Origin of the sequence: Pantoea sp. JZ2, assembly GCF_035191405.1 — a bacterium.
In the GTDB taxonomy this organism is placed as follows: domain Bacteria; phylum Pseudomonadota; class Gammaproteobacteria; order Enterobacterales; family Enterobacteriaceae; genus Pantoea; species Pantoea stewartii.
On the sequence record NZ_CP045247.1, the window covers coordinates 303,898 to 325,493 of the forward strand.

Annotated in this window: 21 protein-coding genes; 7 read left to right on the plus strand and 14 right to left on the minus strand. The window is 53.8% G+C overall.

The genetic code is table 11. The features are described from left to right. Positions 1-27: 27 nt before the first annotated feature. The gene (uspA, locus tag GC087_RS01430; protein ID WP_006121100.1) at positions 28-465 is read right to left on the minus strand and encodes a universal stress protein UspA; all 438 of its coding nucleotides are present in this window, start codon (positions 463-465) and stop codon (positions 28-30) included. 424 nt (positions 466-889) lie between these two features. On the opposite strand from uspA, the gene uspB reads away from it, so the two are divergent. Then, positions 890-1,225 (plus strand): universal stress protein UspB, encoded by a 336-nt coding sequence (gene uspB / locus GC087_RS01435; RefSeq protein WP_006121097.1) that lies wholly within the window; start codon positions 890-892, stop codon positions 1,223-1,225. Positions 1,226-1,261: 36 nt separating this feature from the next. Here the strand turns inward: uspB and pitA are convergent, their stop codons facing one another. After that, positions 1,262-2,764, minus strand: a complete 1,503-nt coding sequence (gene pitA, locus GC087_RS01440; RefSeq protein ID WP_039342786.1) for an inorganic phosphate transporter PitA — start codon at positions 2,762-2,764, stop codon at positions 1,262-1,264. Positions 2,765-3,005: 241 nt separating this feature from the next. Between pitA and GC087_RS01445 the strand changes: the two genes are divergently transcribed. Then, positions 3,006-4,190, plus strand: coding sequence for a BaiN/RdsA family NAD(P)/FAD-dependent oxidoreductase (locus tag GC087_RS01445; RefSeq protein ID WP_033738343.1), 1,185 nt, complete (start codon positions 3,006-3,008; stop codon positions 4,188-4,190). Between the two features lie 24 nt (positions 4,191-4,214). Here the strand turns inward: GC087_RS01445 and GC087_RS01450 are convergent, their stop codons facing one another. The 8 genes from GC087_RS01450 to GC087_RS01485 all read right to left on the minus strand — a co-directional run bounded on the left by GC087_RS01450 (position 4,215) and on the right by GC087_RS01485 (position 12,465). Further along, positions 4,215-5,465 (minus strand): D-amino acid dehydrogenase, encoded by a 1,251-nt coding sequence (locus GC087_RS01450; protein WP_039342784.1) that lies wholly within the window; start codon positions 5,463-5,465, stop codon positions 4,215-4,217. 71 nt (positions 5,466-5,536) lie between these two features. Further along, positions 5,537-6,487: an oligopeptide/dipeptide ABC transporter ATP-binding protein gene (locus tag GC087_RS01455; protein WP_058701452.1), complete on the minus strand. Its 951-nt coding sequence runs from the start codon at positions 6,485-6,487 to the stop codon at positions 5,537-5,539. Beyond that, positions 6,480-7,466 carry an ABC transporter ATP-binding protein gene (locus tag GC087_RS01460; RefSeq protein WP_058701451.1) on the minus strand — a complete coding sequence of 329 codons (987 nt, stop codon included), beginning with the start codon at positions 7,464-7,466 and terminating at the stop codon, positions 6,480-6,482. The genes GC087_RS01455 and GC087_RS01460 overlap by 8 nt, the downstream gene beginning before the upstream one ends. Next, a complete protein-coding gene (gene ddpC, locus GC087_RS01465) occupies positions 7,466-8,359 on the minus strand; it encodes a D,D-dipeptide ABC transporter permease (protein ID WP_006121090.1) in 894 nt (297 codons plus the stop codon). Before ddpC ends, GC087_RS01460 begins: the two co-directional genes overlap by 1 nt. 3 nt (positions 8,360-8,362) lie before the next feature. Beyond that, on the minus strand, positions 8,363-9,379 hold the full coding sequence (locus tag GC087_RS01470; protein WP_164483230.1) for an ABC transporter permease: 1,017 nt from the start codon (positions 9,377-9,379) through the stop codon (positions 8,363-8,365). Positions 9,380-9,433: 54 nt separating this feature from the next. Beyond that, entirely contained in the window at positions 9,434-10,999 is a 1,566-nt protein-coding gene (locus GC087_RS01475) for an ABC transporter substrate-binding protein (RefSeq protein ID WP_164482678.1), read from the minus strand. Then, complete coding sequence (gene ddpX / locus GC087_RS01480; protein WP_039342773.1) at positions 10,996-11,580, minus strand: D-alanyl-D-alanine dipeptidase; 585 nt, start codon at positions 11,578-11,580, stop codon at positions 10,996-10,998. The genes GC087_RS01475 and ddpX overlap by 4 nt, the downstream gene beginning before the upstream one ends. Positions 11,581-11,598: 18 nt before the next feature. Continuing rightward, positions 11,599-12,465, minus strand: coding sequence for a MurR/RpiR family transcriptional regulator (locus GC087_RS01485; RefSeq protein WP_006121084.1), 867 nt, complete (start codon positions 12,463-12,465; stop codon positions 11,599-11,601). Between the two features lie 609 nt (positions 12,466-13,074). On the opposite strand from GC087_RS01485, the gene GC087_RS01490 reads away from it, so the two are divergent. The 4 genes from GC087_RS01490 (at position 13,075) to GC087_RS01505 (ending at position 15,689) form a co-directional block, all read left to right on the plus strand. Beyond that, positions 13,075-13,272: a hypothetical protein gene (locus tag GC087_RS01490; protein ID WP_033738245.1), complete on the plus strand. Its 198-nt coding sequence runs from the start codon at positions 13,075-13,077 to the stop codon at positions 13,270-13,272. 1 nt (position 13,273) lies between these two features. Next, positions 13,274-14,095 (plus strand): hypothetical protein, encoded by an 822-nt coding sequence (locus tag GC087_RS01495; RefSeq protein ID WP_006121083.1) that lies wholly within the window; start codon positions 13,274-13,276, stop codon positions 14,093-14,095. Positions 14,096-14,227: 132 nt separating this feature from the next. Next, positions 14,228-14,908, plus strand: a complete 681-nt coding sequence (locus GC087_RS01500) for an SDR family oxidoreductase (protein ID WP_039342771.1) — start codon at positions 14,228-14,230, stop codon at positions 14,906-14,908. Positions 14,909-15,032: 124 nt separating this feature from the next. Next, a complete protein-coding gene (locus tag GC087_RS01505) occupies positions 15,033-15,689 on the plus strand; it encodes an epoxyqueuosine reductase QueH (protein WP_006121081.1) in 657 nt (218 codons plus the stop codon). Positions 15,690-15,698: 9 nt separating this feature from the next. Here the strand turns inward: GC087_RS01505 and GC087_RS01510 are convergent, their stop codons facing one another. From GC087_RS01510 to proP, 3 genes are all read right to left on the minus strand, one after another. Beyond that, a complete protein-coding gene (locus GC087_RS01510; protein ID WP_054632927.1) occupies positions 15,699-16,175 on the minus strand; it encodes a helix-turn-helix domain-containing protein in 477 nt (158 codons plus the stop codon). A 286-nt stretch (positions 16,176-16,461) separates the two neighbouring features. Then, positions 16,462-17,439 (minus strand): porphobilinogen synthase, encoded by a 978-nt coding sequence (hemB, locus tag GC087_RS01515; RefSeq protein WP_006121079.1) that lies wholly within the window; start codon positions 17,437-17,439, stop codon positions 16,462-16,464. A gap of 128 nt (positions 17,440-17,567) precedes the next feature. Further along, entirely contained in the window at positions 17,568-19,073 is a 1,506-nt protein-coding gene (gene proP, locus GC087_RS01520; protein ID WP_006121078.1) for a glycine betaine/L-proline transporter ProP, read from the minus strand. Positions 19,074-19,512: 439 nt separating this feature from the next. On the opposite strand from proP, the gene GC087_RS01525 reads away from it, so the two are divergent. Continuing rightward, positions 19,513-19,809 (plus strand): hypothetical protein, encoded by a 297-nt coding sequence (locus tag GC087_RS01525; protein WP_324029489.1) that lies wholly within the window; start codon positions 19,513-19,515, stop codon positions 19,807-19,809. Between the two features lie 123 nt (positions 19,810-19,932). Here the strand turns inward: GC087_RS01525 and GC087_RS01530 are convergent, their stop codons facing one another. Next, entirely contained in the window at positions 19,933-21,513 is a 1,581-nt protein-coding gene (locus GC087_RS01530; RefSeq protein ID WP_054632928.1) for an EAL domain-containing protein, read from the minus strand. Positions 21,514-21,596 lie beyond the last annotated feature (83 nt).

Sequence of the window (21,596 nt, forward strand, 5' to 3'; positions counted from 1 at the left end):
CAACCGCCCCGGCTTTTTTCGTGCGGGTTATTCGTCATCCTCGTCGCGCAGTGGCACGATCAACATGTCGATATGCACGGTGTTGATCAACTGACGCGCTGATGACATCAGCTTGCTCCAGAAGTCCTGATGATGACCGCACACCACCATGTCCACGTCGTATTTTTTAATCGCATCGACCAGCACCTGGCCCAGATCGCCACTGCCGCTCAGGGTTTCGGTGATGGGATAGCCCGCTGCATCTGACAGATTTTTCAGCGCCAGATGGGTTTCTTCAGAAATCCGCTTTTGCATATCGCCCAGGTTGACGTCAATCAGGCCGGTGTACAGATCAGAGTAATTCACATCGACATGAATCAGCGAAATTTTGGCGTCGTAAGGGCGCGCGAGCGAGACAGCTTTATCCACTAATAACTGACTTTCTGGCGAAAGATCGACTGCAATCAGGATATGTTTATAAGCCATGATATAACTCCTTCCACGAGATTCAGAATGGCAGCGGTTTCCAGACGCGTCACAGCTGCGAAATCCATTGCGCGAACGGGCGATGAGCGCCACCAAAATGGGTAACCTGCAATACAGGCAATGCTGTTGTTATACCTGAAAGTATAGCCCTGTGTGTTAACAAATGCTTCTGAAGCCGTCTGGCTTGTGAATAAGATCAATGATGAATGATTTTTACTCGTATAAAACGAAAATCCTCGCTGGTAAAAAATTGAACATTTCTCCTAAACTAAAAAAAGCAGCCTTGATCACATGGCTGTTACTTTTCTGATGATTCAAAAATAAAACTACAAATCGCTTAACGGGGTTGTTGGCAAATTCTGCAGGGACTGTTCAGCACGGTGCGCGTTCTGCACTGTTCTGCGGTGCCGGTAAGGAGGGTGACATGATCAGCACTATCGCGCTTTTTTGGGCTCTTTGTGTGGTATGCCTTGTAAATATGGCGCGCTATTTCTCTTCGTTGCGTGCGCTGCTGGTGGTTCTCCGGGGTTGCGATCCCCTCTTATACCAATATGTTGACGGCGCGGGTTTTTTCACCTCCCATGGTCAGCCTGGCAAGCAGGTGCGGCTGGTCCGCTATATCTGGGCAAGGCGCTATCTTGATCATCATGATGACGAATTTATTCGCCGGTGTGAGCGGGTAAGAGGCTTGTTTTTGTTGACCAGTTCGCTGTGCGGATTAGTCATTATCAGTTTGATCGCCCTGGCTATCTGGCATTAAAAAGGGCGACCGAAGTCGCCCTGATGTGCTGCTTACTCAGATGAGCTTCAGCGCTATCCAGTAGAGTGAACCTGATAACAAAATACAGACCGGCAGGGTGAAAACCCAGGCCATGGCGATGTTTTTGATCGTTTTACTCTGCAGTCCGCCACCGTCGACCAGCATGGTGCCGGCCACGGAAGACGAGAGGATGTGGGTCGTGGAAACCGGCATGCCGGTGTAGCTGGCAATCCCTATGGACACTGCGGCAGTAACCTGCGCCGACATGCCCTGCGCATACGTCATGCCTTTTTTACCGATTTTCTCACCGATGGTGGTGGCCACACGGCGCCAGCCAATCATCGTGCCGATTCCCAATGCCAGTGCGACCGCCATGATAATCCACACCGGGGCGTACTCAATGGTGTTCAGCAGGTCGCCTTTGAGCTTGCCCAGGAAGCGTTTATCCTCTGGCGAGGTTTCCGGCAGCTTCGCCGCTTTATCGGCCGTATCGGAAATACACAACAAAAGGCGACGCATCTGGCTGCGTTGCTCAACCGACAAGTCGTTGTAGTTTTGCAGATTGTTCAGAAGCACCTGCGCACGCTGCACGGCCTGAAGCGCACGTGCACTGTCGCAGTGAAACTCTTTGGGACTGGTGGGTTCGACTTCTTCCGGCGTGGGCAGCTTAGGCGGTGCCATCTGGATAATATGGGTCAGTGATTCGCTGTGCTGCTGGTAATACTGTTCCAGGTGATTCACAGCATCGCGCGTTCGCGTGATGTCGTAACCCGACGCGTTCATATTGACCACAAAGCCCGCTGGCGCAACGCCAATCAGGACCAGCATAATCAGACCAATGCCTTTTTGCCCGTCGTTAGCACCATGTGAATAACTGACGCCAATGGCGGAGATAATCAGGGCGGTACGGGTCCAGAAAGGCGGTTTTTTCTTGCCGTCAATCTTCTCACGGTCAGCGGGCGTCATATGAATCCGTGCACGCTTTTTAGTGTTGCTCCAGTAACGGCGCAGAAGGAAAATCAGGCTGCCCGCAATCACCAGACCGACAATGGGGGAGAGAATGAGCGACAGGAAGATATTCAGCACTTTCGGAATGTTAAGCGCATCCACCACCGATGTCCCGCTCATTAACGCATTGGTCAGGCCAATACCGATAATCGCGCCGATCAGGGTGTGAGAACTGGAGGCCGGAAGCCCTAAATACCACGTTCCCAGGTTCCAGATAATCGCGGCCAGCAGCATGGAGAAGACCATAGCAAGACCGTGAGCGGAGCCAACATTGAGCAGCAGATCGGTCGGGAGCATATGCACGATGGCGTAAGCCACGCTTAATCCGCCGAGCAGCACGCCAAAGAAATTGAATACCCCAGCCATTAACACAGCAAGCTGAGCACGCATAGCGCGTGTATAGATGACCGTCGCAACCGCGTTGGCCGTATCATGGAAGCCGTTAATTGCTTCGTAAAACAATACAAACAGCAGAGCAAGAACCAGTAACAGGCCGGTGCTAAGATCGAGACCAGCAAACAGATGTAGCATAGACGTTACGCCATTTTGGAGGACATGAACGCGGCGCATTATCCGCGACAATATGTGGTCTGGGAAAGGAAAATATAGACCTGAACCGGCTTAAAAGTGTCAATTTTGTAAGCTTAAAGGCGTAAATTCCTTAAAAATTATAAAGTTACATTATGACATAATTGCGGCAATTTTTTGACACTGGCATCAACGCAGGCAGATCACTACAATCTGCCCCTCTTTTATCAGGTGGACAATGGCAGTGGAACAGTTTGACGTTATCGTGATTGGAGCAGGGGCCGCGGGGCTTTTTTGTGCCGCGCAGGCTGGACAGCGCGGTCGCCGCGTATTACTGCTGGATAACGGCAAAAAGCCGGGCCGCAAGATTTTAATGTCAGGCGGTGGGCGCTGCAATTTCACCAATCTCTATACCGAACCGGCCGCCTACCTGTCGAATAATCCCCATTTCTGTAAGTCAGCGCTGGCGCGTTATACCCAATGGGATTTTATCGATCTGGTGAATCGTCACGGCATTGCCTGGCACGAGAAAACGCTGGGGCAACTGTTTTGCGATGAGTCTGCGCAGCAGATGGTCGATCTCCTGCTCGCCGAGTGTGAAAAGGGGCGTGTGACCCTGCGTTTGCGCAGCGAAATCCTGAGTGTAACCCGCGACGAAGCGGGCTATGTCCTGCAACTCAACGGCAGCAGCGTACAGGCAGAGAAGCTGGTCATCGCCAGCGGCGGGCTTTCCATGCCGGGCCTGGGCGCGTCACCGTTTGGCTATAAAGTGGCCGAGCAGTTTGGGTTAACGGTGTTGCCAACCCGTGCCGCCCTGGTGCCCTTTACGCTGCATAAACCCCTGCTTGAACAACTGCAGACACTGTCCGGTGTGGCGCTGGACACGACCATCGAAGCGAAAGACGGCACCGTCTTCAAAGAGGCGATGCTGTTTACCCATCGTGGCCTGTCCGGCCCGGCGGTCTTGCAGATTTCCAGCTACTGGCAGCCGGGTGAGTTTATCTCGGTCAATCTCTCGCCTGCCACGCCGCTGGATGCGTTCCTCACGATTCAGCGTGACGCGCACCCGAATCTGAGTCTGAAAAACAGTCTGGCGAAAATTCTGCCTAAGCGCCTGGTCGAAATTTTACAGGAAATGCAGGTGGTGCCGGATGTCACGCTGAAGCAGCTGAACAGCAAGCAGCAGTCAGCGCTGGTGCAGACGTTGCACAACTGGCAGGTGCAGCCCAACGGCACGGAGGGTTACCGTACCGCTGAAGTCACGCTGGGCGGTGTGGATACGACTCAGCTGTCCTCTAAAACAATGGAAGCACGTGACGTGCCGGGACTCTATTTTATCGGTGAGGTCGTTGACGTGACCGGCTGGCTGGGAGGCTATAATTTCCAGTGGGCCTGGAGCTCGGCCTGGGCTTGCGCGCAGGCCGTGTAACGAGCTTCGCCATCAGTGACGCGCTCAGGCATAGCGCGAAACCGCATAGTCTGCGTGCGCAATCTCGGGCTGTTTGCCTGAAATCACATCACTTAACAGTTGGCCGGATCCGCAGGCCATCGTCCAGCCCAGCGTGCCATGTCCGGTGTTCAGCCACAGGTTGGTGAAATGTGTATGACCGACAATCGGCGTGCCGTCAGGCGTCATCGGCCGTAATCCGGTCCAGAAAGTCGCCTGCTCAACGCGGCCGCCACGGGGATAAAGATCGTTTACCACCATCTCAAGCGTTTGCCGTCTCGCGGGCAGCAGGGTTTTGCTGTATCCCACGATTTCCGCCATACCGCCGACGCGGATGCGATTATCAAAACGCGTGATGGCAATTTTATAGGTTTCATCCAGTACCGTGGAAACCGGGGCACCGGCCTCATCGGCGAGGGGAATCGTCAGGGAATAGCCTTTCAGCGGATACACCGGAATGTACATCAGTGGTCGAAGCAACTGGGTAGAGTAAGCGCCAAATGCCATAACGTACCCGTCCGCCGTCAGCGTCTGATCGCCACAGACAATCCCGCTGATCCTGTCACCTTCGGTCAGTAGCGCATCCACCTGCGTGTTAAAGCGGAACGTGACGCCGGCATCGCGCGCCAGGGCGGCAAGTCGCTGGGTAAACAGCTGGCAATCGCCAGTCTCATCGTTAGGCAACCGTAAACCTCCCGTCAACTTGTGCTTTACGTCAGCCAGTGCAGGTTCGACGGTCGCCAGCTGGTCGGCTTCAAGCAGTTGATACGGCACGCCAGCCTCCTGCAGCACGGCAATATCACGCGCTGCGTTTTCAAACTGCTGTTCTGTGCGAAACAGCTGCAGGGTGCCGCCCTGGCGTCCTTCATATTCAATTCCTGTGCTGGCCCGCAGCGCACTGATGCAGTCACGGCTGTACTCTGCCAGTCTGACCATCCTGGCTTTATTGACGGCATAGCTGTGAGGATTGCAGTTTTTCAGCATCTGCATCATCCAGGCCAACTGGAAGCGAGATCCATCCGGCCGTACCGAAAGGGGCGCATGGCGCTGCACCATCCACTTAACCGCTTTAAGCGGCACGCCTGGTGCGGCCCAGGGCGCGGCGTAGCCAGGCGAGATCTGACCGGCGTTGGCGGCGCTGGTACCCAATGCCGGGCCCGCTTCACGTTCGATCACGGTGACCTGATGCCCTGCCTGCTGCAGATACCAGGCGGTGGTGACGCCCACCACGCCGCTGCCAAGCACAATGATTTTCATCGCAATGTCTTCCTGAAAGAGTGATCGTTAAAAGGTGGTCGCGTTGCGCCACCCGCTTGATGTGTTGTGAATCAGGCATGCATAAGGTTATGGGCCAGCCAGCACCTGACCGCCCGCCCGTCATCCTGAACGCGCAAAGGCTGAGGCGTGGCACAGCCACTTGTTGCCTGCGGACAGCGATCGCGAAAGAAACAGCCGGTTGGCAGGTGGCGGTTACCCGGTAGTTCGGTGTTGACGGGAGCCCCCTCCAGCGGCGCGCCAATACGTGGCACAGAGTCCATCAGCAATTGCGTATAGGGATGCTGAGGTGAATCGAGAACGTGCTGAGCCGCGCCCAGTTCGACAATCTGGCCCAGATACATGACCGCAACGCGATCGCTCATGTGACGGACGACAGAGACGTTGTGAGAGATCAGGATATACGTCAGATTGTACTGCTGTTGCAGTTCCACCAGCAGGTTCAGAATCTGCGCCTGGACAGAAATATCCAGTGCCGAGGTAGGTTCATCCAGCACAATGATGTCGGGTTGGGAGGACAGTGCCCGGGCGATGGCAATGCGTTGACGCTGACCGCCGGAAAACGCATGCGGTGGACGGTCCAGGTATTCCGGGCGAATCCCCACCTGACGGGCCAGGGAGTCAGCCAGGGCGCGTCGCGTTTTTTCTGACGCGCGTGACTGAATCCAGACCGGTTCGGTCATGATACGCCAGACCGGCAGGCGGGGATCCAGTGACGAGAGCGGATCCTGAAAGACCATTTGCATGCGACGTTCCTGGCCTCCGCCAGCGGCGGTGGCCAGGTCAAGCTGACCCGTTGTCGGACTCAGCATGCCCATCAACAGTTTCGCCAGGGTGCTTTTGCCGCAACCGGATTCACCGACAATGCCCAGCGTTTCGCCCTGTCTGACCTGGATATCCAGGCCATTCAGTGCATGAACCCGTTCCGTCACTTTGCCACGCCAGTTCTTCTTCGCAGGAAAGGCAACGTGTACGTTTTGTAGCGTGAGCAGAGCATCAGACATGGCGCGTCTCCTGTTGTGGATACCAGCAGGCCACCTGCTGGGCAGCGTTGCCCGTCGCCTGTAAACGTGGTGCGCGGGTGCAGCGTTCGCCTGCCGCGAAGCAGCGCTCGCGAAACGCACAGCCCGAGGGCAGGCAGGTCAGGTTGGGGACGGTGCCGGAAATGGACGCCAACGGGGCGCGCGGTTCGCTGGCATCGGGCGAGCAGGCAAGCAGGCCAATGGAATAGGGATGGCTCGGTGAATGCAGGACGGTTTCCGTCAGGCCGCTTTCAATGACTGCGCCGGCGTACATGACGTAAATCCGGTCGCACAACTGCGAAACCACCGCCATATCGTGGCTGATAAACAGCACCGCCGTGCCCGTTGCCTCCGCTTTTTGTTTTAACAGGCGCAGTACCTGACGCTGTACGGTGACATCCAGCGCGGTCGTGGGTTCATCGGCAATCAGCAGATCGGGTTCACAGGAAAAGGCCAGGGCGATCATGACGCGCTGACGCATGCCGCCGGAAAGCTCGAAGGGATAGCGCGCCATCACGTTCTTTGCGTCCGCGATTTGCATATCGCCCAACAGCGCAAGCGCCCGTGCGTTGGCCTCACGGGCTGACACGGGACGATGTTGTCGAATGACATCCACCATCTGCTTGCCGATGCGGCGAGTGGGATTCAGGGCGGTCATGGGTTCCTGAAAGATCATGGCAACGCGATTGCCGCGCATTTTACGCATCGCGGCCTCACTGGCGGTCAGGACATTCTGTCCCGCCAGTTCCAGTTTGCCGCTTTTGATCTGATAGCTGTGTTCGGGAATCAGCCGCATCGCCAGCATGGCGGTGACCGATTTCCCCGAACCGGATTCCCCGACTACGCCGACAATTTCACCACGGTTAATGTGCATGGACACATTGTTCAGCACATTCACCTCGCCCTGATAGACCGGGAAACTGAGGCGTAAATCCTCAATCGTCAGGATTCTCTCTTGCATCAGTGACGTCCTCCTGCTTTCGGATCCAGCAGATCCTGAATCCCATCGCCAAACAAATTGAATCCAACGGCGGTGATTAAGATCGCCGCGCCGGGGAAGGTGCAGTACCACCACTGGTCCAGCACGTAGTTGCGCCCGTTCGCTACCATCGCACCCCATTCAGCGGTCGGTTGCTGCGCGCCTAAGCCAATGAAGCCCAGCGTCGCGGCCATCAGAATGGCGCTGCCGATATCCAGCGAGGCCTGTACCACCAGCGGCGGCAGTGCATTACGCAGGATATGCCAGCTAATCAGATGCCAGCGCGAGGCACCAAAGGTTTTGGCGGCTTCGACAAAGGTATGCTGTCTGACAATCAACGTCTGACCGCGTGCCAGCCGGACGTAAAAAGGGATACGCACAATGGCGATGGCGAGCATGGCGTTAAACAGGCTCGGTCCCAGCGCCGCGGCCAGCGCCATGGTCAGCACCAGCGAAGGGATAGACAGCATGATGTCCATCAGGCGCATAATGAGCGCATCACTGCGACCGCCCAGAACACCGGACAGACAGCCCAGTAATGAACCGCTGATGCCCGCCAGCAGCACCACGGCCAGTCCCGCCGCGACAGACTGCTGGCTGCCGACCAACACGCGACTAAACAGATCCCGGCCCACTTCATCGGTGCCAAACCAGTGCGCAGCACTGGGCGGCTGAAGACGGTCGGTCAAACTGATGGCATTCGGATCGTGGGGCACCAGCCAGGGCGAGAACACCATCAATCCCAGCATCAGGACAATAATGGCGGCCCCCAGCAGGGTCAGTGGACTTTTACGCACCATCCAGAGCCGACGCTTCCAGACGAGAAGCGTGGGTTTCGCCTGACGTACAGCAGGCTGTTCTTGCGTCATCATCATGCGTTACGCTCCCCGACCCATGCGCGGGTCAATCCACAGATAAAGAAGATCCACAAACAGGTTGACCAGCACGTACGCAAAGGACACGACGATGGCAAAACCCATCACGGCGGGAAAATCGAGTGCCTGAATCGAGGACACCACGTACGCGCCCATACCGGGCCAGGCAAACACGGTTTCGGTCAGGACGGCACCATACAGCAGGTCACCCAGGGCCAGCCCCAGCACGGTCACAGAGGGGATCAGGGCGTTGGGCAGGGCATAGCGCACGACGATAGTAAACTTAGGCAGTCCGCTCGCCAGCGCGGTGCGAATATAGTCTTCGCTTAACTGTTCCAGCATGGCCGAGCGAATCTGACGCGCCACGATGCCCAGATGGACAAAGGCCAGCGTGGTGGCAGGCAAAATCAGATGCTGCAGGGCGTTCATAAAGACCTCAGTATTGCCCTCCAGCAAGGCATCAACCAAGTAGAAACCGGTGATGCGTGTGGGTGGATCAAGCCAGTCATCCAGGCGTCCGCCGCCGGGCAGCAGGTTCAACTTGCCATAAAACAGGACGATGGCACCCAGTCCCAGCCAGAACGCCGGGGTCGAAATACCGGTCAGCGCCAGCAGACGCACCAGATGATCAAGCCAGCGGTTGCGATAAACGGCAGAAAGCACGCCCAGCGGCACGCCGACCAGCAGCGCGATCAACAGCGCACAAAAGGCCAGCTCCAGCGTGGCGGGAAAGAATGCCCGCAAATCGTCTAACACCGGGCGGCCTGTGCGGATCGAGGTGCCCAGATCGCCATGCAAAAGTTGCTGTACATAACGGATAAATTGTTGCCACAGCGGTAAGTTCAGCCCTAACTGCTGGCGGATGTGTTGGACAATTTCATCACTGGCACGATCGCCGGCCAGCAGCCTGGCCGGATCCCCGGGAATAAGATGCGAAATAATAAACGTAATGACGCAGACGCCAGCGACCACCAACAGCAGTCCCCAGCTACGCTGTCTTAACAGACTCCAGTAACTCATCATGTCTTCCTCAGCAGGGCCAGGCAGGCCCTGCGTGAACGGGCGTGAAGGTTGTTATTCTTTATGCATGGTGGCGAGGTTAAAGATTTGCTCCAGCATCGGATTAAACACGTAGCCTTTAACCGACTTATTCATCGCAACCTGATAATTTTTCTGGAATAAATACACGTAAGCCGCATCGTTAATCACGATCTGCTCGGCCTGCTGGTAATCGCGGGTCCGTTCAGCCTGACTGGTCGTGGAAACCGCTTTCTTCAGCAGCGCATCGACCGCCGGGTTGGAATAAAAAGAGCGGTTGCCGGGCAGACCTTTTTTGTCTGATTCAAACCAGTAGTTCATGAACATGTAGGGATCGGCAAAATCCGGGCTCCAGTTGCCAATGGCAATGTCATAGTCCGCTTTACCGATACGCTCGCGCATGGTGGCGTTGGCCAGTTTTTCCAGCTTAACGTTGATGCCCAGCGTCTTCAGATTGGCCTGCATGGAAAGGGCAATCGGCTCCCAGTTTGGATCGTTGTCCGAATAGAGAAAGGACAAGGTCTGCGGTTTGCTGGGCAGTTTAGCCAGTTCAGCCCTGGCTTTATCCATGTTAAAGCTGTACTGCATGGCCTGAGGATCATAGCCCCACATGCCTTCCGGAATCGGACCGCGCATCTGTTTACCGTTGCCGCCCAGAATGCCCTGTACCATGCCCTGGTAGTCGGTCGCCCAGGAGATCGCTCTGCGTAAATCAGGCTGATTTAGCGGTGCTTTGCTGTTGTTCAGATAGAGGTAGGTCACACGCAGGGCGGGATAATCCATGACGGTGACGTCACCTTGCTTCTTCAGCGCGGCGAACTGGTCTACCGGTAACGCATCGGCAATATCGACATCGCCTTTTGCCAGCTGCAAACGACGGGCAGAGCTTTCGCTGATAATTTTCACGGAAACGCGCTTAAAGGCCGGTTTAGGCCCCGTAAAGTGCGGGTTAGGCACCAGCACCAGCTGCTGACCTTTCTGCCAGCGTTGCAGCATATAGGCACCGGATCCTGCGGTATGCTCGGCCAGATAGCCGCGCGCATCATCGGCGGCGTTCGCTTTCAGCACGGCAGGGTTAATAATGGACGCGCCGTCATTCGCGAGCGTATAAAGAAACGGTGCGAACGGGGTGTTCAGCGTGAAACGCACGGTATGCGGATCGACTACCTCGACTTTCATGTCGGCTGGAAAGGCTTCCGACGGGCCTTGTTTGATACGCATCAGACGCTCAAAAGAGAGCTTAACCGCCTCAGCATTCACGGGTGAGCCATCGGCAAACGCGGCATCCGGACGTAGCGTAAACGTCCAGACCTTGCCATCGTCACTACTCTGCCAGCTTTGAGCCAGATCGCCCTCGATCTCCGTGGTGCCTTTACCGTCTTCTGTTTTGTATTTGATCAGGCGCTGGTAGGCAGGATACGTAACGGTCCAGTCATTGTTATCAATCGTCACCGCCGGATCCAGCGTCTGCGGATCGGCCGCTTTTCCTATCACCAGCATGTCTTTCGGTACCGCAGCCAGCACGGATGTCGTCGTGGCCGCGAGGGTAATAGCAAGTAACAAAGGGCGAAAATAATGGGGTGCTGTGTGCGTCATTGTCATGGTAAAACTCCGTCAGTCTGGGCTGGGGATATGCAGGTGAAAACATCGTTAATCAGCGGATAACGGGCCGCTTCCGGTAACTCGAAATGCCACCATTCGGTCGCAATGCCAGTAAAGCCACCGCCAAACATCACGGCATTAAGCAGTAGCCTGTTGCGCTGAGCAGCCAGCGGCACGTCGGGATGGTAGGGGTGCGACAGCGCCTGCATTTCATCAAACCCGGTTCCCATATCCAGAATGTGCCCGTCAGCATCGATTAGCGTGACATCAATCGCGGTGCCACGGCTGTGATTCGAGCCTTGCGATAAAGGCACGACGTAATTCTGATCAGGACAGGCGTGCCAAAGCAGCTCCTGCGCTTTTTGTGGGCGATAGGCGTCCAGCACCAGCAGCGTAAAACCCGCCACGCTGGCAATAGCAATACTTTTCTCCAGCGCGACGGCGGCATCGGGATGCAGCAGGCAGCGGGCTACGCTGTAGATGGGCTGGCCCGTAATGTTATCGGCGGTGGCATATTTCAGATCGATAGTCAGCGCCGGAAAGGCCACTGCGATATCGACCAGCTCTGTTTCCTGCATCATTCTGTAATCCCTGTTTTATCAATGTTCAAACTGACCAAATTCCTGCTGCAACAATCGGTTTTGTGCCAGGCGCTGAGAAAGCGCGGGGCCAAGGCGTTCGACGACTGCAGACAGCAGAAGGTTGAAAAGGCAACTGATGGGGGCCAGCGAATCCCAAAAATTGGCGGTGTCCGTTTTTACCTGAAGTAAATCCACCGGATAATCTCGGGCCCATGGACACCAGATATCGGTAACCAGCGCCATCGACACGCCACGTGCGGTGGCGACCCGACAAAACTGTCTTGCTACGGTGGAATAGGCTCGCGTATCCGTAAGAATGACGTAAGGCTTTGACGACTCGGAGTTCAGCGACTCCAGCCAACTGCCCGAGCTGCCATCGGCATAGGTCACGCGCGGTCGCAGATATTCCAGATGACTGAAGAAGGTATTCGCGATGCCCCGGGTGGACTGAATCCCCAACACGATGACGGTTTCGGCCTCGGCTATTTGCTGGCTGATATGGCGAAAGGTCTCCGTCTGCGCCAGCTGGTAGACATAGCGGATAGCCTCTAACTCCATTTGTAGTGACTGGCTGGCCGGATCCGGCAGCGTGCGTTGCTGCTCCCATGAATCAAGGCGGTCAATCACGCCCCATTGCTTGTACGGCGTATTGGGCACATCGCGCAGCAGGTTTTTCACATCATCAAGATTTTTAAATCCCAGCTTGCGCAAATAACGCCCGACAGTAATTCCGCTGGTGCCGGTCGCCTGGGCAATGCTGTCCGCCGTTTCAAAGGGGATTTGTTCGGAATGGCTGAGCAGCCACGAACTTATCCGTTTTTCGCTGGGCGTTTGCTGACTAATGGCAGCCTCGATTTTTTTCAGCAGTTCGGTGTGAGCGCTCATGTCGTCCTCAATGTTACCTGGCTGTCATTTCTCGCAATGTTGTTATTTAAGTAACAAGCACAATGCATGCCAGTTTGCCCTGGCCTGTTAAAAAACAGCCACGTCAGGTGATTATGTGCAACGGAATGGTGGAGTTGATAGCCTGCCGATAAATTAAGCGCAATCGAGGTGCAACGTAATTGAAACTTGCATCACACTAGTGCAACAAAATAACCCGGTAATGTGATCCAGACTGAAGAAACGATGTTCCTCTTTCCGCGTACGAGCGAGTGGCCGATCCTTTACGTCGGGGCCGGCAACAAGGTGCGTACGATGCACGGCGCTGTCGACCGCCGCGATGAGCTGCCATCAGGCGACAAAAGCGGTTTGTGCACTGTCGTTTTATGGCGTGCATCGGGCAGACCGGATTGCGTTAAGAAGGGCATCATCGTCAGGGATGAATGAATTCGTTTCGCCATCTTTTATAAAGGGGGAGAGCAGAACGCGAAAAAATCAGCAACATTTACCGCTTCGTTAATCAGGCTTTTAAGAATGTTTACCGGCAATAAAATGGCAGCAAAGCCAATTCGGTCACATACTTGTGTTTTTTAACTCAGTAAGTGACCTGTCATGATCAGCTTTGTTCGTTCCTTGTTCGCCAGCCCGGATAAATTCCTCCAGATAATGAGCCGCCAGGACATAAACGACTCCATTGCCGATGGTGAGCGCATTATTATCGATGAAAACGGTAACGCCGCGGTCAATATCCTCAGTGAGGAAGTAAAGGAGGATTTCAACCGGCACGTCAATAGCTTAAAAGGAGTCTGAGGTGGGTACCGCGATTTTTATGGTATTGATGGTAAGTGGTTACTGGTACACCAGTCGGGATCTTTCCAGCCGTTTCAAAATGCGCCGTACCTCAGGCTGGGATGTCTATTTTCTGGTGGCGTTATACGGTTGTATATTCGTGCTTCAGGGGGTTTTTGCCACCGCATTTATTTGGTTTGTCTTATTTATTATTTCCTCCGTTTCTAACGCGCTTTATATTTTCCCCGGCGATCATCTTCAGCTGCAAATGAAGTTTATGAACTGGAGCTTTTTAGGTATTCAGGCACCGGTAGTCATTATGCTGACCTTCGCCATTCTGTTTTGCCTTTATCGCTCGAACTGGGCGGGCAGCGCACGGCTTAATGTCTCTGGCCGAAAAGACCTCTATCAAAAACTCTCCCGTTCTAACGGCGTCGAGCAGATGCTTTTCCAGTGCATGGAGGAGGGGGAGCTGGCATGGATCACGCTAAAATCGCGACGCATCTACATAGGCATGGTGCATGCGGCAACTTTTGAATATGAAAGCACCGCCAATATCGTGCTCATTCCGATGCTGAGCGGTTATCGCGACAGCCATACATTAAAGCTGGCGGTCGAACATAATTACAGTAGCTGGTACGCCGAGCACGGCATCACGCTGGATTCAGAACCCAAAAATGCCATGGCGTTTCGCAAAGTGATCATGCTGGACCAGATCGAGAGCTTCTCATTGTTCGATCCCGCCAGCGCGACAGCCCTGGCAATGGGGGAAGATCATCCGCAGAGTGTGGAAAAGAGCCGGGATGGCAACAAATCTTCGCCGCCTGATCAGCAGATTGAATAACCCAGGCAGGGCGTATCAGGACACACAGCAGGGTCGGAGCGGCGGTATCCGCACAAAACAGCCTGTATAATGCAGTGCGTGCGCTAACCCGCCTCTACTCTGCTTACTGACTTCATCAACGAGGACAATCCTATGGCTCATCAGGGGAAAATCTTAGTTATCGGCGCGTCGCGCGGCATCGGACTCGCCGTGGTTAACACGTTTGTAGCCCATCACTGGCAGGTGACGGCCACTTACCGTAGTGCTATTCCGCCACAAGGCGAGCACCCTGAGGTTGACTGGCATCAAGTGGATATAACGGATACCGACGCGGTTAAACACGTTGCGGTCCAGCTGAGTGGAGAGCCTTATGACGCCATTTTGATTAATGCAGGCGTTTACGGGCCAGCGCATCAAAAGTTGGCCGAGACGGATGACAGCGAACTGATGCAGCTGTTCCTGACCAATGCCGTCGCGCCGGTACGTTGCGCTGAGATTTTGCTGCCGTTGCTGAATCAGCAAAAGGGCGTGATTGCGTTAACGTCTTCGCAGCTTGCCAGCCTGAATGAGAACCGCAGCGCGGACGCTCCTCTGTATTCGGCCAGTAAAGCGGCGCTCAATATGTTGACCCGTTCCCTTGCCAGAGGGGTAGAAGCGCAGAATGGCACGCTGTTAACGCTGCATCCCGGCTGGGTGAAAACGGATATGGGCGGCGATAAGGCCCCCCTTACGGCTGAAAAAAGCGCGGAAGGGATCTTCACGCAGTTGACGATGTTTCAGGGGCGCGGTGGTCACCACTATGTGGACTACGCGGGAAAAACGCTGCAATGGTAATGGCGTAAAGGAATTCGCCCTCAGGCCTTCACTACAGGCAGGGGCGATCCGATACACTGAAGTTTTGCAACAGACCAGTCCCGGCATTACACTGCCTTTTTTATTTCATTGATTGAAGGTGCTTATGTCTCAGCCCTATCAGCGTCAACCGCTACCGTTGCCCGGTGGACACAAAAAAGTGCTTCTGCACTCCTGCTGTGCGCCCTGTTCAGGGGAAGTCATGGAAGCCATGCTGGCCTCCGGCATTGAATACACGATCTATTTCTATAACCCGAATATTCATCCGCTTAAAGAGTACGAACTGCGTAAAGAGGAGAATATCCGCTTTGCTGAAAAGTTTAATGTGCCTTTTGTCGATGCAGATTACGATCGTGATGACTGGTTTAAACGGGCCAAAGGCATGGAATGGGAGCCTGAGCGTGGTGAGCGATGCACCATGTGCTTCGATATGCGTTTTGAGCGTACGGCGCTCTATGCGCATGAAAATGGTTTTCCTGTTATCACCAGTTGTCTGGGGATTTCCCGATGGAAGAACATGCAGCAGATTAATGACTGCGGTGTCCGTGCGGCGGCAAAATATCCCGATTTGACCTACTGGGAATTTAACTGGCGCAAAGGCGGCGGCTCGGCGCGTATGATCGAAATCAGTAAGCGCGAAAGCTTTTATCAGCAAGAGTACTGCGGATGTATTTACTCATTACGCGATACCAATCGTCATCGTGTTGCCAACGGGCGAGAGCGAATTCAGATTGGCGTGCAATATTATAAGCCGGACGAGTAACGCCTGTATTTAAAAAAAGCGGACTAAATCGTCGCTGCTCCGGGTGTCATTTATTCCGCTGTAAACCGGCTTTTTTGCCTTTTTCGGCGTCCGTATGCAGAGACTACAGGGATGCGCACCGGTGGACGTGGCGCTGTCCGTTCCCCCTTTCATTTGTCTTTTGCGGCAAACGCTGGGCGTACAGCCCATCATCTGTTTAAACGAGCGCGTAAAAGATTGTTGGCTTTCAAAATGGTATTTAACGGCCAGGTTGATAATAGGTGTACGGCTGTTTTTGAGATCGTTAATACAGGATATTAATTTCTTCTTGCGAATATAGCGTGCAAGCGTTTCATCGTTATAGCGGGAAAATAACTTCTGCAGATACCATTTTGAATAGCCCGCCTTTTCCGCAATATCATCAATGCTTAATCGCTGATCGAGATTTTCATTAATCCATTCAGTAACAGAAATAATTACGCTCTCATTGTATTTGTTCTCATTCATAACACCCCCTTAAATAATGAAGATGATTTTAAATTAACATATGTTTCTCAAAATAGGCGTTACGTAAAGATTCTCAAGGAAGTGCATGGTTATTTCCAGGGATGTGAAATAACATGATGAGCAATTATATTTATGCGTGATATGTATATTATTTGTTGCAAAGGTGGGAGGGGTGACTTTGTGGTAATATTACATCACGTTACCATGCCGCAAGTAAAATGTCACCCTGAGCAAAGTTAAAACAGACCTCTCTGCGACACGTTGTCGCATCGCAGAGAACGACTGCCTACAGCAGATTTTGCTCCGCCAGGTCGAGCGCAAAATAACTGAAGATCAGATCGGCACCCGCACGTTTAATGGCCCCCAGGCTCTCAAGCACCACGTTACGTTCATCAATCGCGCCGGCCTGCGCGGCAAATTTAATCATCGCATATTCACCGCTGACCTGATAAGCCGCCAGGGGAAGCTCAGTGCGTTCACGAATGTCGCGCAGGATGTCCAGATAGGCGCCAGCCGGTTTCACCATCAGCGAATCGGCACCTTCGGCGGCATCAATCAGTGATTCGCGAATGGCCTCGCGGCGATTCATGGGGTTCATCTGATACGTTTTGCGATCGCCTTTCAGCGCGGTTCCGGCGGCTTCACGGAACGGGCCGTAGAAGGATGACGCAAATTTGGTGGAATAAGACATAATCGCCGTTTGCGTAAAGCCCGCAGCATCCAGTGCCTGGCGGATAGCCTGCACCTGACCATCCATCGCGGCCGAGGGCGCGATAAAGTCAGCGCCTGCCGCTGCCGCGACAACGGCCTGCTTACCCAGGTTGATAAGGGTTGCGTCGTTATCCACGCCGTGATCGCACAGCACGCCGCAGTGGCCGTGGCTGGTGTATTCACAGAAGCAGGTATCCGACATCACAATCATTTCAGGCACGGTATCTTTGCAAATGCGCGACATCCGTGCGACCAGGCCGTTTTCATTCCAGGCATCGCTGCCGGTCGCGTCGGTATGATGAGAAATCCCAAAGGTCATCACGGAGCGGATGCCTGCCCTGGCGATACGTTCAATCTCGTGGGCCAGACGTTTTTCCGGGATACGCCTTACGCCTGGCATAGCCTGAATGTCTTTATAGTCATCAACGCCTTCCTCAACAAAAATGGGTAAAGCCAGGTCGTTGATACTGAGGGTGGACTCCTGAAACATTGCACGCATGGATGCGCTGGCGCGCAATCTTCTGGGACGTTGGGTAAGGGAAAAATCAGACATAGTTACTCACGTAGCTAATTCAAATAAGACGGACAGTCTACTCCGATTAAGAGCAGGCGATGAAGGTTTGTGTGCGGTGCGCTGAGAGAATAAAACGTCTCCCGCCACAAGGCGGGAGACGGGAGAGCTTACTCGTTAATGTCCGGGTGCTGCTGCACCAGATTTTTACGTTTCGCTTCGAGACGGGCAATTTCTGCGTCGATATCTTCGATTTTCTGTTCGATGTTATCGTGGTGTTCCTGAAGGATTTCGCGCGCCTCTTCTAAATCTGATGCGGCAGGCGTCGCCCCTTTCAGCGGCTTATTCGCGGTCTCTTTCATGTAAAGACCGGTAATCAGACCGACCACCGCCACGACCATCAGATAGTACGCGGGCATGTAGAGGTTGTTGGTCGCTTCGACCAGCCAGGCCGCGGCCGTTGGCGTCAGACCGGCAATCAATACCGAAATATTGAAGGCGCTGGCTAAGGCGCTATAACGAATATGCGTAGGGAACATTGCAGGCAGAGACGATGCCATCACACCCGTAAAGGCATTCAGGATTACCGCCAGTAGTAGCAGTCCGGCAAAAATCATTCCCAGCACGCCGCTGTTGATCATCATAAAGGCGGGAATAGCAAAAACCATCAACGCAATACTGCCCAGAATCACAAACGGACGGCGGCCAAAACGGTCGCTCAGCATGCCCATTACCGGCTGCACAAACAGCATCCCCATCATGATGGCGATGATGATCAGCACGCCATGATCTTCTGAGTAATGCAGGTTGTGTGACAGATAACTTGGCATGTAGGTGAGCAGCATGTAGTAGGTCACGTTGGTCGCAATGACCAGGCCGATACAGGCTAACAGGCTGCGCCAGTGTTTGGTGGCGATCTCTTTGAAAGAGACTTTCGGACCATCACGCAGGCCTTCGCGATCCCCCTGTTCCAGCTTATCAACGTGCTGCTGGAATGCTGGCGTTTCTTCCAGCGCATGACGCAGATATAAACCAATAATGCCCAACGGCAAGGCCAGGAAGAAAGGAAGACGCCAGCCCCACTCAAGGAAGTTCTCTTCGCCAATAATGGTCGAGATCAGGACGACAACGCCCGCACCCAGTACAAAACCGGCAATAGAACCGAAGTCGAGCCAGCTTCCCATAAAGCCACGTTTGCGGTCCGGTGAATACTCCGCCACGAAAATCGATGCGCCGGTATATTCCCCGCCCACGGAAAAGCCCTGCGCCATTTTGGCCAACAGCAGCAAAATCGGTGCCCAGATGCCGATGGAGGCGTAAGAGGGAATCAGACCAATACAGAACGTACTGACCGACATAATGACAATGGTAATGGACAGTATTTTCTGACGGCCATATTTATCACCCAGCATGCCGAAGAACAGGCCACCCAGAGGACGAATCAGAAAAGGAACAGAGAACGTTGCCAGGGCGGCAATCATTTGAATGCCCGGTGAGGCATCCGGAAAAAAGACTTTACCTAAGGCATAAGCCACAAAGCCATAAACACCAAAATCAAACCACTCCATGGCGTTACCCAACGACGCGGCGGTAATGGCTTTTCGTAAACGGGCATCATCAATGATGGTCACATCATCGATCCCAATCGGTTTTACACGCTTCCTACGCAATTTCATAGAATTACCCTGTAATGGAACATGAAAGTCCTCAACGGCGCGAACCGACAACAGCGTTCAGACCGCTGCGTTGAGGAAATTTAAGCATAGCCGTAAAACAGCATTATCTGTCGACGTATAAATACAACGAAAACTGCCGTGATTCATTTCATCGACCGCAGAGTATAACGTTTTTGTGTGATATTTGTCATGTTTGGCCTGAAAGTGACCAACTCTGCCTTGTGTTTACACCAGTCTTACTGGCTAAAAAAAGAAGCAGGCGAACGCGTTTGCATGGTAACTATACGTGCCGATCGCAAATGAAAACGCGCTCTGACGCATTACAGGTTAAAATTACTTATGATTTTTCGTGTTGACCGTTGAGGCTTGCCTAATCAATTCCCTTCAGTAATACTCATCCCCCTTGATTTGGATAGAAATTGTCAAGGAGGATATCGCCATGAGCCAAAATCCCTGGGTGGCGCTCATCGATAGTGTGGAAAAAAAATTAATCTATCCTGCCACTCTGTTGTCCGCTGATCGGCAGCGCGGCGAGAGGACACAGATGGACTCTGCGCCGGGTTGGTTTCGCTGTCGGGGGAAACGCTGGATAAACCGACTGACGAAGCTGAGCGAAACGCTTATCACGTCGACGACAACGGGAAAGCAGTGCTCGGCATATGAAGAATGCCAGCAGTTACTCCAGCAGTCGGTGCCAACGCCAGCGGCTAAGCCAGCGTACCCGTCGGCCCTGTGAAGGCCTGTCTGTCTGCCAGCAGGAAGAAACGGTAGCCGTCGCATTGCGCGCGGCACGTAAACGGCGCTAAATCCCTACAAAATCATTTCGTGCTGTTGTCATCCGATGGTGACCTGATGTGCTCTAGAGCGCTTCAGGAGGCACTGGCAAATGACCATATTTTTCCATCCATGCAATGAAGGCGCTGTTTTCCATAGGGCGGGCATAAAAATAGCCTTGCACGAAGGTCACGCCGTGCTGTTGCAGGTAGTGGAATTGCAGTGCAGTTTCAACACCTTCACCTAATACCTGTAGCTTAAGCTTGTGGCTCAGGCTGATAATGGCGTCCAGCACAGGCGTTTCGCCATCCAGTGATTCAATGGCATTAATAAAGCCCCGATCGATTTTGAGATAGTCCAGCGCGAAAGTTTGCAGATAACTGAGCGAGCAATGGCCGGTTCCGAAGTCATCAATCGCGACTTTCATCCCCGCCGCACGCAATCTTTCCAGTTTGTCCGCCACCACGTTACCTTCCTTAATCAGGCTTCGTTCGGTCAGCTCCAGAGTAAGGTTGAATTCCGTTACTGCCATCTTTTCCGCGAAGCTCAGCATCTCATCGACGAAGTCTGGATGCTGAAGATGGTCGGCGGCCACGTTAATTGCCAGATGAAAACCGGGATTCGTTTTCCACTGCCGCGCGTCTTCAACGATTAAATCCATTAAATGGCGGGTAACGGGAATGATCATTCCCTCGGCTTCCGCCGCGCTGATGAAGGTATCGGGACGTACGCTGTCACCATTGGGCAGCGTCCAGCGCAAAAGGGCTTCTGCGCCGGTGCAGCGTTTAAGCGCATAGCTGTAGGTGGGCTGATAGTGCACGCTGAACTGCCCGGAACGAATGGCGCGACGAATGTCATCTGCCCATGAAAATCGCCGGCGTAGCCATGATGCCGTGAGAATCATCAACAAAACGGAAAACACGGAAGCAAAAGGCATAATCAGGAGCAACAACTGTTTCAGTGCTTTTATGCGTTCTGTGCCCGGTGCCAGTAGCGTTACGCTGATGGGATAGCGCGATGACGTGGCGCGATAAAGTTGAGGAGAAGGCCCGGTATCCCCGGTAAAATCATGTTCACCTGACACAATTGACGCACCGTCACTGAAGCGCATCGTGATCTGATAATCGTGCGTGCTCCCTAACGCACTCATAAAATCGATGAGATATTGCCCTTCCACCATTACCCAGACGGCTCTGCCTGCGGTAAGGTTACGCACAAAGATGACGGCGGGCCGGTCGGGTACGCTGTAGGAGCCGCGCAGAGACAAACTCCACCCGTCTTTGCGCGCCACCGGCGGCGTTACGCCAATCATCGCCTTCAGGGTTGAGGGTTTATTACCGTAAGCCGAAGAGCAGGTGATCACGTCGTTTTCCAGCGTGCCCAGGCCACGAAAGTAGGGATAAAGCGTGCCGTTAAGCCGCAATGCATGCTCAATTTGCTCGCAGGGCTGCTCCTCGTACTGCCGAAGCCAGGCAATCATGCTCCAGGCGTTGTCGCTGATTTTTTCTGCCTGAGACAGTAAAGTCGCTGCCGTGTTGATCTGTTGCTCGCGCACAGTTTGACGCGCATCAATAGCACAAAAAAACAGTCCCAGAAGGAGTGGCAGGACGCCAGCAAAGACGATAAGTAGCCTGGTATGGGCCGGTTTTTCTTTAATCAGCGGCACCGTATAACCTCTGAATTGTAATCATGTTTTTGAGCGGTGCTAAGGGTTTATTCAGCATAGCACGCCAGTTCACACCACGGGTG

Coding starts and splice junctions, on each gene's coding strand:
- uspA (WP_006121100.1), bottom strand. CDS start 465: ATGGCTTATAAACATATCCTGATTGCAGTCGATCTTTCGCCAGAAAGT.
- uspB (WP_006121097.1), top strand. CDS start 890: ATGATCAGCACTATCGCGCTTTTTTGGGCTCTTTGTGTGGTATGCCTT.
- pitA (WP_039342786.1), bottom strand. CDS start 2,764: ATGCTACATCTGTTTGCTGGTCTCGATCTTAGCACCGGCCTGTTACTG.
- GC087_RS01450 (WP_039342784.1), bottom strand. CDS start 5,465: ATGAAAATCATTGTGCTTGGCAGCGGCGTGGTGGGCGTCACCACCGCC.
- GC087_RS01455 (WP_058701452.1), bottom strand. CDS start 6,487: ATGTCTGATGCTCTGCTCACGCTACAAAACGTACACGTTGCCTTTCCT.
- GC087_RS01460 (WP_058701451.1), bottom strand. CDS start 7,466: ATGCAAGAGAGAATCCTGACGATTGAGGATTTACGCCTCAGTTTCCCG.
- ddpC (WP_006121090.1), bottom strand. CDS start 8,359: ATGATGATGACGCAAGAACAGCCTGCTGTACGTCAGGCGAAACCCACG.
- GC087_RS01470 (WP_164483230.1), bottom strand. CDS start 9,379: ATGAGTTACTGGAGTCTGTTAAGACAGCGTAGCTGGGGACTGCTGTTG.
- GC087_RS01475 (WP_164482678.1), bottom strand. CDS start 10,999: ATGACAATGACGCACACAGCACCCCATTATTTTCGCCCTTTGTTACTT.
- ddpX (WP_039342773.1), bottom strand. CDS start 11,580: ATGATGCAGGAAACAGAGCTGGTCGATATCGCAGTGGCCTTTCCGGCG.
- GC087_RS01485 (WP_006121084.1), bottom strand. CDS start 12,465: ATGAGCGCTCACACCGAACTGCTGAAAAAAATCGAGGCTGCCATTAGT.
- GC087_RS01490 (WP_033738245.1), top strand. CDS start 13,075: ATGATCAGCTTTGTTCGTTCCTTGTTCGCCAGCCCGGATAAATTCCTC.
- GC087_RS01500 (WP_039342771.1), top strand. CDS start 14,228: ATGGCTCATCAGGGGAAAATCTTAGTTATCGGCGCGTCGCGCGGCATC.
- GC087_RS01505 (WP_006121081.1), top strand. CDS start 15,033: ATGTCTCAGCCCTATCAGCGTCAACCGCTACCGTTGCCCGGTGGACAC.
- GC087_RS01510 (WP_054632927.1), bottom strand. CDS start 16,175: ATGAATGAGAACAAATACAATGAGAGCGTAATTATTTCTGTTACTGAA.
- hemB (WP_006121079.1), bottom strand. CDS start 17,439: ATGTCTGATTTTTCCCTTACCCAACGTCCCAGAAGATTGCGCGCCAGC.
- proP (WP_006121078.1), bottom strand. CDS start 19,073: ATGAAATTGCGTAGGAAGCGTGTAAAACCGATTGGGATCGATGATGTG.
- GC087_RS01525 (WP_324029489.1), top strand. CDS start 19,513: ATGAGCCAAAATCCCTGGGTGGCGCTCATCGATAGTGTGGAAAAAAAA.